The organism is Pseudomonas sp. FP2294 (genome assembly GCF_030687625.1).
GTDB classification, from domain to species: domain Bacteria; phylum Pseudomonadota; class Gammaproteobacteria; order Pseudomonadales; family Pseudomonadaceae; genus Aquipseudomonas; species Aquipseudomonas shahriarae.
Genome location: NZ_CP117441.1, coordinates 645,744 through 659,760, shown reverse-complemented (window position 1 = coordinate 659,760; position 14,017 = coordinate 645,744). Strand labels below are relative to the sequence as shown.

12 protein-coding genes are annotated in these 14,017 nt (G+C 61.8%); 11 read left to right on the top strand and 1 reads right to left on the bottom strand.

Going from position 1 to position 14,017, the window contains the following annotated elements; genetic code table 11:
- Positions 1 to 107: 107 nt before the first annotated feature.
- The 11 genes from aroQ (at position 108) to PSH73_RS02775 (ending at position 13,132) form a co-directional block, all read left to right on the top strand.
- Complete coding sequence (aroQ, locus tag PSH73_RS02825; RefSeq protein ID WP_057437567.1) at positions 108 to 563, top strand: type II 3-dehydroquinate dehydratase; 456 nt, start codon at positions 108 to 110, stop codon at positions 561 to 563.
- Between the two features lie 24 nt (positions 564 to 587).
- Entirely contained in the window at positions 588 to 1,052 is a 465-nt protein-coding gene (gene accB, locus PSH73_RS02820) for an acetyl-CoA carboxylase biotin carboxyl carrier protein (protein WP_057437565.1), read from the top strand.
- Between the two features lie 17 nt (positions 1,053 to 1,069).
- The gene (gene accC, locus PSH73_RS02815) at positions 1,070 to 2,431 is read left to right on the top strand and encodes an acetyl-CoA carboxylase biotin carboxylase subunit (protein ID WP_003188188.1); all 1,362 of its coding nucleotides are present in this window, start codon (positions 1,070 to 1,072) and stop codon (positions 2,429 to 2,431) included.
- 273 nt (positions 2,432 to 2,704) lie between these two features.
- Entirely contained in the window at positions 2,705 to 3,583 is an 879-nt protein-coding gene (prmA, locus tag PSH73_RS02810; RefSeq protein ID WP_057958210.1) for a 50S ribosomal protein L11 methyltransferase, read from the top strand.
- 30 nt (positions 3,584 to 3,613) lie between these two features.
- Entirely contained in the window at positions 3,614 to 4,822 is a 1,209-nt protein-coding gene (locus PSH73_RS02805; protein ID WP_057958209.1) for a DUF3426 domain-containing protein, read from the top strand.
- 186 nt (positions 4,823 to 5,008) lie between these two features.
- On the top strand, positions 5,009 to 6,022 hold the full coding sequence (dusB, locus tag PSH73_RS02800; RefSeq protein WP_057437552.1) for a tRNA dihydrouridine synthase DusB: 1,014 nt from the start codon (positions 5,009 to 5,011) through the stop codon (positions 6,020 to 6,022).
- Positions 6,019 to 6,339, top strand: a complete 321-nt coding sequence (gene fis / locus PSH73_RS02795; RefSeq protein WP_003186237.1) for a DNA-binding transcriptional regulator Fis — start codon at positions 6,019 to 6,021, stop codon at positions 6,337 to 6,339. Before dusB ends, fis begins: the two co-directional genes overlap by 4 nt.
- Before the next feature lie 81 nt (positions 6,340 to 6,420).
- On the top strand, positions 6,421 to 8,028 hold the full coding sequence (gene purH / locus PSH73_RS02790) for a bifunctional phosphoribosylaminoimidazolecarboxamide formyltransferase/IMP cyclohydrolase (RefSeq protein ID WP_057958208.1): 1,608 nt from the start codon (positions 6,421 to 6,423) through the stop codon (positions 8,026 to 8,028).
- 104 nt (positions 8,029 to 8,132) lie between these two features.
- Positions 8,133 to 9,425: a phosphoribosylamine--glycine ligase gene (gene purD / locus PSH73_RS02785; RefSeq protein WP_057437548.1), complete on the top strand. Its 1,293-nt coding sequence runs from the start codon at positions 8,133 to 8,135 to the stop codon at positions 9,423 to 9,425.
- Positions 9,426 to 9,527: 102 nt separating this feature from the next.
- Entirely contained in the window at positions 9,528 to 12,305 is a 2,778-nt protein-coding gene (locus PSH73_RS02780; protein WP_305461881.1) for a hybrid sensor histidine kinase/response regulator, read from the top strand.
- Between the two features lie 230 nt (positions 12,306 to 12,535).
- Entirely contained in the window at positions 12,536 to 13,132 is a 597-nt protein-coding gene (locus tag PSH73_RS02775; protein ID WP_057437546.1) for a MarC family protein, read from the top strand.
- An 8-nt stretch (positions 13,133 to 13,140) separates the two neighbouring features.
- Here the strand turns inward: PSH73_RS02775 and PSH73_RS02770 are convergent, their stop codons facing one another.
- A complete protein-coding gene (locus PSH73_RS02770) occupies positions 13,141 to 13,923 on the bottom strand; it encodes a hypothetical protein (RefSeq protein ID WP_120731444.1) in 783 nt (260 codons plus the stop codon).
- Positions 13,924 to 14,017: the final 94 nt, after the last annotated feature.

Below are 14,017 nucleotides of genomic sequence, written 5' to 3'. Positions count from 1 at the left end.
ATCCTCGCTAATCGTGCTGGCTATTGCAGAGAACTGGACAGTCACAAAGGCTTTGCGGCATAGTCGCCGGGTTCTGACGTACCCACATCAATAACAAGGAACAGCCGATGGCGACCTTACTGGTTCTGCACGGACCCAACCTGAACCTGCTCGGCACCCGCGAACCGGGTGTGTACGGTGCAGTCACCCTCGAACAGATCAACCTCGATCTGGAGCGACGGGCCCGTGAAGCCGGCCACCATCTGCTTTACCTGCAAAGCAATGCCGAGTATGAATTGATTGATCGCATTCACGCCGCGCGCAGCGAAGGCGTGGACTTTATCCTGATCAATCCCGCCGCTTTTACGCACACAAGTGTTGCTTTACGTGACGCGCTGCTGGCGGTGAGCATCCCATTCATCGAAGTGCATTTATCGAACGTGCATAAACGCGAAGCTTTCCGCCATCACTCTTACTTCTCCGACGTAGCGGTAGGAGTGATCTGCGGCCTTGGCGCCAGCGGTTACCGACTGGCCCTGGAGGCCGCCCTGGAACACATTGAAGAACAGGCTAAACGCCCCTGACCGACCCTTGGGAGTTGATGATTCATGGATATCCGTAAAGTTAAGAAACTGATCGAACTGCTGGAAGAATCCGGTATCGACGAGCTGGAAATCAAGGAAGGCGAAGAATCCGTACGGATCAGCCGTCACAGCAAGACCCCGGCCCAACAGTTCTACGCACCCCAGATGCAAGCGCCGGCGCCTGCCGCTGCTGCTCCAGCCGCCGCACCTGCTGCTAGCGCTGCACCTGCCGCACCTGCTGCCCCTGCGCTGAACGGTTTCGTGGTCAAGTCGCCAATGGTCGGTACTTTCTACCGCACCCCGGCACCGACCTCGCCAGCCTTCGTTGAAGTGGGCAAGACCGTGAAAGTGGGCGACACCATCTGCATCGTGGAAGCGATGAAGATGATGAACCACATCACGGCCGAAAAAGCCGGCGTCATCGAATCCATCCTGGTAGAAAACGGTCAGCCGGTTGAGTACGACCAGCCGCTGTTCACCATCGTTTGAACCGCGGAGCGCCTTCGATGTTGAAACCTGCGAAGAAACTGCAAAAAGTCCTGATCGCCAACCGCGGCGAGATCGCGCTGCGGATCCTGCGCGCCTGTAAGGAAGAGGGCATCAAGACCGTCGCTGTTTACTCGACGGCCGATACCGAATTGATGCACGTGAAACTGGCGGACGAAAGCATCTGCATTGGCCCGCCACTGGCCACGAACTCGTACCTGAAGGTCTCGAACATCATCGCCGCGGCTGAAGTGACCGGCGCTGACGGCATCCACCCTGGCTACGGCTTCCTCGCGGAAAACGCCGATTTCGCCGAACAGGTGGAAAAATCCGGCTTCGCCTTCATCGGCCCGAAAGCCGAGACCATTCGCCTGATGGGCGACAAGGTGTCGGCCAAGGACGCGATGATCGCAGCCGGCGTGCCAACTGTTCCAGGTTCCGACGGCCCACTGCCGGAAGACGAGGAAACCGCCCTGCGCATTGGTCGCGAAGTCGGTTACCCGGTGATCATCAAGGCCGCCGGCGGCGGTGGTGGTCGCGGCATGCGCGTGGTGCACAAGGAAGAAGACCTGATCGAAGCGGCCAAGCAGACTCGCTCCGAAGCGGGTGCCTGGTTCGGCAACCCGATGGTCTACCTGGAAAAGTACCTGACCAACCCACGTCACGTGGAAGTCCAGGTACTGTCCGACGGCCAGGGCCACGCCATCCACCTGGGCGACCGCGATTGCTCGCTGCAACGCCGTCACCAGAAAGTCCTGGAAGAAGCTCCGGCACCGGGCCTGGATGAAAAAGCACGTCAGGAAGTCCTGGCACGCTGCGTCAAGGCTTGCATCGATATCAACTACCGTGGCGCCGGGACTTTCGAGTTCCTCTACGAGAACGGCCGCTTCTACTTCATCGAGATGAACACTCGTGTGCAGGTAGAGCACCCGGTTTCGGAGATGGTCACCGGTATCGACATCGTCAAGGAGATGCTGAGCATCGCCGCTGGCAACGTGCTGTCCTTTACCCAGGACGACGTGAAGATGCACGGTCACTCCCTGGAGTGCCGGATCAACGCCGAAGACCCGAAAACCTTTATCCCGAGTCCAGGCCTGGTCAAGCATTTCCATGCACCAGGCGGCAACGGCGTTCGCGTCGATTCGCACCTGTACAGCGGCTACAAGGTTCCGTCCAACTACGACTCGCTGATCGGCAAGCTGATCACCTGGGGCGCCACTCGCGACGAGGCCATGGCCCGTATGCGCAATGCCCTGGACGAAATCGTGGTCGACGGCATCAAGACCAACATCCCCCTGCATCGGGATCTGGTTCGTGATGAAGGCTTCTGCGAAGGTGGTGTGAACATTCACTACCTGGAACACAAGCTGGCCAACCAGTAAGTTTGTGCTCCACCCACAAAACCGCCTTCGGGCGGTTTTGTCGTTTATGCGCACACAAGAACACCACAAAACCCTGTAGGAGCTGGCTTGCCTGCGATAGCGGCAGGCCAGGCACTGATGAGCAAGCTGACACCCCGCCATCGCAGGCAAGCCAGCCCCCACATTTGGCTCCCGTGCTGTCAGTGGTGTCGTCTTCTGGCCTGCTCTCGCGTAAACTTGCGCCCTTTCGCAGCCCCACCCCGCTGCACACTCATTTTTTCAAAGGTGCCCGCCATGCCTTGGCTGCAAGTCCGTCTCGCCATCAGCCCAGAACAAGCCGAAACCTATGAAGACGCGTTCCTCGAAGTCGGCGCCGTGTCGGTGACCTTCATGGACGCCGAAGATCAGCCGATTTTCGAGCCTGAGCTGAACACCACGCCGCTGTGGTCCCACACCCACTTGCTGGCCCTGTTCGAAGACGGCACCGACGCCAGCAGCGTGTTTGCCCATATGGAACTGCTGACCGGCGGCCCGCTGCCCGAGCACCATAGCGAAGTGATCGAAGACCAGGACTGGGAGCGCAGCTGGATGGATAACTTCCAGCCCATGCGTTTCGGCCAGCGCCTGTGGATCGTACCAAGCTGGCACGCGGCCCCGGAGCCTGAGGCGGTCAACCTGCTGCTGGACCCGGGCCTGGCGTTCGGCACCGGCACCCATCCGACCACCGCCCTGTGCCTGGAATGGCTCGACGGCCAGGACCTGCAAGGCTGCAACGTGCTGGACTTCGGTTGCGGCTCGGGCATCCTGGCCATCGCCGCGCTGTTGCTGGGCGCCAAGGAAGCCGTCGGTACCGATATTGACGTGCAGGCCCTGGAGGCCTCCCGCGATAACGCCGGGCGCAACAACATTCCTGAAGGCAAATTCCCACTGTACCTGCCGGAGCAATTGCCCCAGGTGCAGGCCGATGTATTGGTCGCCAATATCCTCGCCGGGCCGCTGGTTTCGCTGGCTCCGCAACTGTCGAGCCTGGTCAGGCCCGGTGGGCGCCTGGCGCTGTCGGGGATCCTCGCCGAGCAGGGCGAAGAAGTCGCCGCCGCCTACGCCCAGGACTTCGACCTGGACCCCATCGCCAACCGCGATGGCTGGGTACGCATCAGCGGTCGTCGGCGCTAGAATGAGCGCCTGCATGAATCGGATGGCCGCATGACCGACAGTTTCGTCACCCAGTGCCCGCATTGCCAAACCCGCTTCCGCGCCAGCCATGCTCAATTGAGCGTGGCCCGTGGTGTGGTTCGTTGCGGCTCGTGCCTGCAAGTGTTCAATGCCGCCCGGCAACTGCTGGAGCAACGCGCCCACGCGCCTGAAGCGCCGGCTGCCGAAGCCCCGCCACGCGCCATCAGCCAGAAGCAATGGACCGCCGAAGAGCTGGACCTGGACCACCTGAACCTCGACGAAGAATTGGCCAAGCTCGAGCGCCGGGAGATCCAACACACCCAGCCCCAGGGCAGCGACCGCCGCCAGGCCGGCGCGGACCGTCGGCAAAAAGACGAGTCGATGATCGCCAGCCGCGATACGGTCAAGGCTGAAGAAGAACAGTGGGCCGCCAGCCTGTTCAGCGACCCGCCGGACGAACGGGCTGCGACAATCGCCCACACCGAGGAAACCGTCGAACCAGCCCCGGCCCCCACGGGCAAGCCCCAGCGTACCGAGCCCTCGATGTCCTTCGACATTCACGAGGTGGACGATGAGCCCGTGCTGCGTGCCGACGACGCTCTCGACCCGCCCGAGCCAACGCTCAGCAGCGAGCCGGACGAACCCGAGCCTGAACCACGCCGCAAGCGCACACGCGCCACGGGCAACGTCCATGACGAGATGCTGCAGGACCTGGAAGACGACCCGCTGCACCTCTACGCCGGCAAGCGCCCCGCCGGCTGGGGCCGCCGCCTGCTCTGGCTGACCCTGGTGCTGCTGGCCGCCGCCGCCCTCGCCGGCCAGTACATTGCCTACCAGTTCGACGACCTGGCCCGCCAGGACAAGTACCGCCCATGGTTCCAGGAACTGTGCCCGAAACTGGGCTGTACCGTGCCGTCGCGGGTGGATATTGCCCATATCAAGAGCAGCAACCTGGTGGTGCGCAGCCATCCGGAGTTTGCCGGCGCGCTGGTGGTGGATGCCATCATCTATAACCGTGCGACGTTCTCCCAGCCGTTCCCGCTGCTGGAGCTGCGCTTTGCCGACCTTAATGGCCGGATGATCGCCAGCCGGCGCTTCAAACCCGCCGAGTACCTCAGCGGCGAGTTGGCCGGCCAGACCGAGATGCCGTCCCAGACCCCGATCCATATCGCCCTGGACATTCTCGACCCAGGCAACAAGGCCGTGAACTACAGTTTGAGTTTCCACTCCCCCGAGTGATTGGTTGCGCGCGTCAAGGTTCGGACGGCAGGTTATTGACTTGCTCGTCCACGACCAAACCGCTGGCGATAAGAAAATAACTGCTCAGATTTTATCCAATTCAGCCTTTAACCAGTCATCGAGAGCGGGTATCATGCCAACCCTTTTTCGAACTCTAATGATCCGGCCCCACAACAGGGAAGTCCTATGTCGGCGGTACGCATCGGCCCATATACATTGCCAAACGCTTTGATTCTCGCCCCGATGGCGGGCGTCACTGACCAGCCCTTTCGTCAGCTGTGCAAACGTTTGGGGGCAGGGCTTGTAGTCTCGGAAATGGTCACCAGCGACATGAGCTTGTGGAACACCCGCAAATCGCGGATGCGCATGATCCACGAAGGTGATCCCGAGCCCCGCTCGGTGCAGATCGCCGGCGGTGATGCGCAAATGCTGGCGGATGCGGCCCGAGCCAACGTAGAGCTGGGTGCACAGATTATTGATATCAACATGGGTTGCCCGGCAAAAAAGGTCTGCAACAAGGCCGCCGGCTCCGCCCTGTTGAAGGATGAGCAGTTGGTGGCCGAGATCCTGCACGCCGTGGTGGGTGCAGTGGATGTGCCGGTCACCCTGAAGATTCGCACCGGCTGGGACCGGGACAACAAGAACGGCCTGACGGTGGCGAAGATCGCCGAACAGGCAGGCATTGCAGCATTGGCGGTGCATGGCCGCACCCGCGCTGACCTTTATACCGGCGAGGCCGAATACGACACCATTGCCGCGATCAAGCAGGCAGTGTCGATTCCGGTCTTTGCCAACGGCGACATCGACTCGGCCGAGAAAGCCCGGCGCGTATTGCACGCAACCGGTGCCGATGGCCTGTTGATCGGCCGGGCCGCCCAGGGGCGGCCATGGATTTTTCGTGAGATCGAGCATTTCCTGCGTACCGGCGAAATCATGCCGGCACCGGGGCTGATCGAGGTGGAACGTATTCTGCTAGAGCATCTGGCCGCCCTGCACATCTTCTATGGGGACGTGATGGGCGCGCGCATTGCTCGCAAGCATGTGGGTTGGTACCTCGCAACCCTGCCCGGCGCCAAAGAGTTTCGCACCGGGTTCAATCGTTTGGATGAAACGCAAGCACAGGTCACCGCCGTTCGTGAGTTCTTTGCCGAACGAGACAAGAGCCTGAGAGCAGGGGACGGAGAAGGGGTGGCCGCATGACGATGATGACCGAGACTTTAGTGAGTGGAACAACACCCGTGAGCGACAACGTCAATTTGAAACAGCACCTCAACACGCCGAGCGAAGAAGGCCAGACCCTTCGCGGGAGCGTCGAGAAAGCGCTGCACAATTATTTCGCCCACCTTGAGGGCGCGGCCGTCACGGATGTGTACAACCTGGTGCTCTCCGAAGTCGAGGCGCCCTTGCTCGAAAGCGTGATGAACTACGTCAAGGGCAACCAGACCAAAGCCAGTGAGCTGCTGGGCCTGAACCGTGGGACCCTGCGCAAGAAGCTCAAACAGTACGATTTGCTGTAAGCATTCAATCAAACCAGAAAGGCGCCCGCGTAAAACCGGTCGCCTTTTTTGCTGACTCCTTTGCTTTTGATGGAAATTGAGATGACCGACCAGACTACCCGCCTGCCGATCCGCCGCGCCTTGATCAGTGTTTCCGACAAGACCGGGATCCTCGAATTTGCCCGGGAGCTGGAAGCCCTGGGTGTGGAAATCCTCTCCACGGGCGGGACCTTCAAACTGCTGCAGGACAACGGCGTGGCCGCAGTAGAAGTCGCGGACTACACCGGTTTCGCAGAAATGATGGACGGTCGGGTCAAGACCCTGCACCCGAAAATCCACGGCGGCATCCTCGGCCGTCGCGGTATCGACGATGCCATCATGAACGAGCACGGCATCAAGCCGATCGACCTGGTGGCCGTCAACCTCTACCCGTTTGAAGCCACCATCAACAAGCCAGGCTGCGACCTGCCGACCGCTATCGAGAACATTGATATCGGCGGCCCGACCATGGTGCGCTCGGCAGCCAAGAACCACAAAGACGTGGCCATTGTGGTCAACGCCAGCGACTACGCCCAAGTATTGGAAAGCCTGAAAGCTGGCGGCCTGACCTACGCCCAGCGTTTCGACCTGATGCTCAAGGCCTTCGAACACACGGCGGCCTATGACGGCATGATCGCCAACTACATGGGCACCGTGAACCAGGCCGCCGAGACCCTCAGCACTGAAGGCCGCAGCCAGTTCCCGCGTACCTTCAACAGCCAGTTCATCAAGGCCCAGGAAATGCGCTACGGCGAGAACCCGCACCAGAGCGCGGCGTTCTACGTGGAAGCCAAGCCTGCCGAAGTCGGGATCGCCACCGCGACCCAACTGCAGGGCAAAGAGCTGTCCTACAACAACGTGGCTGATACCGACGCCGCGCTGGAATGTGTGAAGAGCTTCGTCAAGCCGGCCTGCGTGATCGTCAAGCACGCCAACCCGTGCGGTGTGGCCGTGAGCCCGGACGCTGAAGGCGGGATCCGCCAGGCCTACGAACTGGCCTACGCCACCGACACCGAATCGGCATTCGGCGGCATCATCGCCTTCAACCGCGAACTGGACGCCGAGACCGCCAAGGCCATCGTCGAGCGTCAGTTCGTCGAAGTGATCATTGCCCCATCCGTCAGCGAAGAGGCCCGCGCCATCGTCGCCGCCAAGGCCAATGTGCGCCTGCTGGCCTGTGGCGAGTGGTCGGCTGAGCGTGCCGCTGCCTGGGACTACAAGCGCGTCAATGGCGGCTTGCTGGTGCAGAGCCGCGACATCGGCATGATCGGCAGCCAAGACCTGAAAGTGGTGACCAAGCGCGCACCGACCGAGCAAGAGATCAACGACCTGATCTTCGCCTGGAAAGTAGCCAAGTACGTTAAGTCCAACGCCATCGTCTACGCCAAGAACCGCCAGACCATCGGTGTCGGCGCCGGCCAGATGAGCCGCGTGAACTCGGCGCGTATTGCGGCGATCAAGGCCGAACACGCCGGCTTGCAGGTGGTCGGCTCGGTGATGGCCTCGGACGCGTTCTTCCCGTTCCGTGATGGCCTGGACAACGCTGCAAAAGCGGGCGTGACTGCGGTGATCCAACCGGGTGGCTCGATGCGTGATGCTGAAGTGATTGCCGCCGCTGATGAAGCCGGCATTGCCATGGTCTTTACTGGCATGCGCCACTTCCGTCACTGATTGATCGCGCCCACGCTCCGCGTCCCTCGGACGCAGGGCGTCCGTAGAGGCATTCCCACGCAGAGCGTGGGAACGATCAACTAAAAGAATTTGAGGTTTTTGAAATGAATGTTTTGATCATTGGCAGCGGTGGCCGTGAACACGCCCTGGCCTGGAAAGTCGCCCAGGACCCTCGCGTCCAGAAAGTCTTCGTCGCGCCCGGCAACGCCGGTACCGCCATTGAAGCCAAGTGCGAAAACGTCGCCATCGACGTCTTGGCCCTGGAGCAACTGGCCGACTTCGCCGAAAAGAACGTGTCCCTGACCATCGTCGGCCCTGAAGTACCGCTGGTGGCCGGCGTCGTGGACCTGTTCCGCAGCCGTGGCCTGGACTGCTTCGGCCCTACCGCTGGCGCCGCCCAGTTGGAAGGTTCGAAAGCCTTCACCAAGGATTTCCTGGCTCGCCACAAGATCCCGACTGCCGACTACCAGAACTTCACCGAGATCGAGCCCGCCCTGGCTTACCTGCGTGAGAAAGGCGCCCCTATCGTGATCAAGGCCGATGGCCTGGCCGCCGGTAAAGGCGTGATCGTGGCGATGACCCTGCAGGAAGCCGAAGACGCGGTGCGCGACATGCTCGCCGGCAATGCCTTCGGTGACGCCGGTTCGCGGGTGGTGATCGAAGAATTCCTCGATGGCGAAGAAGCCAGCTTCATCGTGATGGTCGACGGCAAGAACGTCTTGCCGATGGCCACCAGCCAGGACCACAAGCGCGTCGGCGACGGCGACACCGGCCCGAACACCGGCGGCATGGGTGCCTACTCCCCTGCCCCGGTGGTCACCGCCGACGTGCACCAGCGCGTCATGGACCTGGTGATCTGGCCGACCGTGCGCGGCATGGCCGATGAAGGCAATGTCTACACCGGCTTCCTGTACGCCGGGTTGATGATCGACAAGGCCGGCAACCCGAAAGTCATCGAGTTCAACTGCCGCTTCGGCGACCCGGAAACCCAACCGGTGATGCTGCGTCTGCAGTCGAGCCTGGTGCTGCTGGTGGAAGCCGCCCTGGCGCAAGCGCTGGACAAGGTTGAAGCCCAGTGGGATCCACGCCCAAGCGTCGGCATCGTGCTGGCCGCCGGCGGCTACCCTGCCGACTACGCCAAGGGTGACCTGATCCAGGGCCTGGACGCCGCGGCTACGCTGGAAGGCAAGGTGTTCCATGCCGGGACCGCGCTCAAGGATGGCCAGGTGGTTACCGCCGGTGGCCGCGTGCTGTGCGCCACCGCCATGGGCGCCAGTGTCGATGCCGCCCAGCAGCAAGCCTACAAGCTGGCTGCAAAAATCGACTGGCAGGGCTGTTTCTACCGCAAGGACATCGGCTATCGCGCCATTGCCCGTGAGCGGGGCGAGAGTCAGTAAACAGCTATCCGTTCGGCTAGGCAGGGGCCTTTGGCCCTTGCCGTCCCATTACGGTCCCGCGCATAGTTAACCCCGTGCATTAACCTACGAAGGGATTTCGCCGTGCGCTGGCTCAGGATCGCCATAATCTTCACGGTCAGTCTGCTGACCCTGCTCTGTCTGTTGCCGGCCCAGGCCGTTGCGCAAGGCAGCGGCTGGGCCGTATTGCTTGATGAACAGGCCGACCTGCAATTGAGCGATATTCGCTCGCCACGCTATATCAACCAATTCAGCCCTATTGAACTGGAACGGATCACCGCCGCCGAACCCAACGGTGCGCTATGGGTACGTTTCAAGCTGCAACCCGGCAAGCACGAGCAAGTGCTGCGGGTCTTCGCGCCGGACCTGGCGCATCTCAATCTGTATGTGCTGGACGGCGACACGCTGATCGAGCAGATCAACACCGGCACCCGCCAACCCCAGGCCGAACGCCCACTGCCCAGCAGCGAATTCATGCTGCCCATGCCCCAGAGCCAGAGGCCCCTGGATGTGTATGTGCGCCTGGTCTCGGAGCATGAGCTGCGGCCCTACCTGACCCTGGAACCGGCCGTGCAGGCCGCCGCCAACCAGACCCAGACCCTGGTCTACGGCCTGTTGTTCGGCTGCCTGCTGATGCTGATCCTGCACAACCTCACCCGCTACGCCTACCATCGCTCGCGCAGCAGCCTGTGGCTGGCGGCCTGCGAAGTGCTGCTGATGCTCAGCCTGTTGCTGTTGCTCAACCTGCTGGGCCCGTGGCTGCCGAACTGGCAGGCGGTGCAAACCCCGGGCGCCTACATGGCGTTGCTGCTGACCGCGCCATGCGGCCTGATGTTCGCCTACCGTTTCTTCGCGCCATTGGGCCCGCACCCGCTGAACAAGTTGCTGATGGCGGACATCCTGTTGATCGTGCTGTGCGGCCTGTTGCTGCTGTTCGTCAACACCCTGCCGCTGAATATCATCACCTACGCCCTGGTGGCGCTGGCCGGCCTGAGCATGCTGTTTGTCTCGGCCTACCACTGGCAAAAAGGCTACCGGCCGGCACGTCTGTTCCTGCTCGCCATGGTGGTGTTCAACACCGGCACGCTGATTATCCTCCCGGCCCTGCTGGGCCTGACCCTGGTGGCGCCGCAAGGCCTGATCATCACCTTGCTGGCGGTGATCTGCGTCAGCGGCCTGTTGATGAGCCAGGCCCTGGGCGAGCGCCAGCGCAGCATCGTCGAGGATCGCTTCAGCCTCAGCCGCGACCTGGCTGCCAGCAATGCCGAAATTGCGGCCAAGGCCGAGTTCCTGGCGAAGATCAGCCACGAAATCCGCACCCCCATGAACGGCGTGCTGGGCATGACCGAGTTGCTGCTGGGCACGCCGCTGTCGGTCAAGCAGCGCGACTACGTGCAGACCATCCACAGTGCCGGCAATGAACTGCTGACCCTGATCAACGAGATTCTCGACATCTCCAAGCTCGAGTCCGGGCAGATCGAACTGGACGATGTGCAGTTCGACCTCAATGCCCTGATCGAAGACTGCCTGAGTATTTTCCGCGCCAAGGCCGAGCAGCAGAACGTCGAACTGATCAGCTTTATCCAGCCCCAGGTGCCACGGGTCATCAGTGGCGACCCGACGCGCCTGCGCCAGGCCCTGTTGAGCCTGCTGGAAAACGCCCGGCAAAAGACCGACGAAGGCGAAGTGCTGATCGTGGTCGCCCTGGATGAGCGCAGCAGCAAACCGCGCCTGCGCATCGCCGTGCAAGACAGCGGCGTGCCGATGGAGGCCGCCGAGCGCGATGCCCTGCTGCACAGCGAACTGCACAGCAAGAACTTTCTCTCGGCCACGCGCCTGAGCGGCCACCTCGGCCTGGTGATCGCCCGCCAGCTGATCCTGTTGATGAATGGCGAGTTCGGCATCAAGGCGGGCAGCCAGCAAGGCAGCACCCTATGGCTGACTTTGCCCCTGGACCCGGAGCGCCTGGAACACCCGACCTCCGACCTCGACGGCCCGCTGCAAGGCGCACGGGTGTTGGTGGTGGACGACAACGACACCTGCCGCAAGGTGCTGGTGCAGCAATGCACCGCCTGGGGCCTGAATGTCAGCGCCGTACCGTCGGGCAAGGAGGCCCTGGCCCTGCTGCGTACCAAGGCGCACCTGCGCGACTATTTCGATGTGGTGCTGCTGGACCAGAACATGCCCGGCATGACCGGCATGCAACTGGCGGCGAAGATCAAGGAAGACCCGAGCCTGAACCACGACATCCTGCTGATCATGCTCACCGGCATCAGCAATGCGCCGAGCAAGATCATCGCGCGCAACTGCGGGATCAAGCGCATCCTGGCCAAACCAGTGGCGGGCTACACCCTCAAGACCACCCTGGCCGACGAGTTGACCCAGCGCAGCAAGGGTGTGGTCCAGCCGCGCCATGCCGCGCCGAACGTCCCCGTGACCATCACCGTGCCCAGCGATTTCCGCATCCTGGTGGCCGAAGACAACAGCATCTCCACCAAAGTGATTCGCGGCATGCTCGGCAAGCTCAACCTGCAACCCGACACGGCCAGCAATGGCGAGGAAGCCTTGCAGGCGATGAAGGCCCAGCGCTATGACCTGGTGTTGATGGACTGCGAAATGCCGGTGCTCGATGGCTTCTCCGCGACCCAGCAGTTGCGGGTCTGGGAAGTCAGCAACCAGCGCACCCGCACGCCGGTGGTGGCGCTGACCGCGCACATCCTCTCGGAACACAAGGAACGCGCACGCCAGGCCGGGATGGATGGGCATATGGCCAAGCCGGTAGAACTGTCGCAACTGCGCGAGCTGGTGGAGTACTGGGTGACACAGCGCGAGCAGCCGCAGGAGCAGGTGCACACGTCCTGAATCACCACACATCCCTGTGGGGGCCAGAGCTGGTTTGGGGGAACTGGCTTGTGTGGGGCTGGCTTGCCTGCGATAGCATCACCTCGGTGCAACTGAAAAACCAGGGTGCCTGCATCGCAGGCAAGCCAGCTCCCACACAAGCCCACTCCCACATTGGTTCGCAGTCGCGCCTTCTGGCCCACAAGCCTGATAAACTCCCCCTCGCCCTTCCTTCGCTGTGAGCTCCCACCATGCTCCACGTGTTGTTCAGCGTTTATTTGAAGATGCTGGTGCTGTATAGCCCCTTCTTCGTCCTGTCCTGCTTTATCAGCCTGACCCGGGGCTATTCCAGCAAGGAGCGGCGACGCCTGGCCTGGAAGGTCGCCCTGGCGACGCTGGTGTCGAGCGTGTTGCTCTACCTGTTTGGCCGGGTGATTTTCAGTGTATTTGGCATCACCGTGGACGCCTTCCGCATCGGCGCCGGCAGTGTGCTGTTTATCTCCGCCCTGGGCATGGCCCAGGGCAAGTCGGCAGTGCAGACCGACAATGTGCAGCAGGACGTGACTATCGTCCCCCTGACCATCCCCTTGACCGTCGGCCCCGGCACCATCGGCGCACTGCTGGTAATGGGCGTCAGCCAGCCCCATTGGGATGACAAGCTCATGGCCATTCTCAGCATCGCCCTGGCCAGCCTGACAGTGGGCGTGGTGCTGTATCTGTCCAACCGCATCGAACGCATCCTCGGCGACCAAGGGCTGCAGATTGTCAGCCGCCTGATGGGCTTGTTCGTCTGTGCGCTGGCGGCGCAGATCATCTTTACCGGCGTACGCGGTTACCTGGTGCCCTGAGGCCCCGGTCAGATCCGGTATTGGGCTATGGCCAGCAAGACCTTGTCGCCCGCACTCTCACGCAACTGCTGGAGGGTTGCGTCGTTGACCACGGCAGGGTTGAGCATCAGGCAGGTCTGGCCGCTGTAGGCTTCGACCGTGGAGCTGTCCCATTCAAAAAACGGCACCCCCACTTTCTTGCTGACGCCTTGGGCGCTGTAGGTCACCAGCACCATCAGCACCTCACCGTCAACCTCGGAACAGGACGCCAGGCCAAAGTCGCCGCCCTCATGGTTGACGATGTTGCGCTTGAACAGATCAAAGGGTGCCGACAGCTGTTTCAAGGCGTCGAAAGCATCCGCCGCCAACTTGGGCAGCACCATCGCCAGGGAGCCTGACAGAAACGTCGAGGCCACCGTGGAGGTGATGATATTCAGCGCCGCCACCTGCACGCTCAGGCCCTTCACGGAGGTGGTGACGCGCTCGAAACTGCTGCGTATCGGCAGCCACCCCAGGTTGCCCATGACCTTGATGAACTCGTCGTACCAGGCCTGCGTGCCGCGCCCCACTTTCAGCACATCACTCACGTAGCTGCTGGCCAACAGGTAACTCTTGCGGGTGTATTCCTTGTTGAGACGGCTCATGCCCGCGACAAACGAAAACACACTGTTATTGATCACCGCGCCATTCAGGTCGCCGTCAGCCTGCACCGGCGCCGGCGAACCCGCCGGCCGGCTGCTCAGCGGCAGTCGGTACGCCGCGATCAGCTTGTTCTTTTTAGCCAGATTGATTCGTTTATGTTTGCGCTCCATAACTGTTTCTCCACAAAAACCCACATGGGCTTACAAGAAACACTAGTCGCGTGATTGAACTTTTTTCAGGGGGTACGCAGAGCGTCATTTCGCC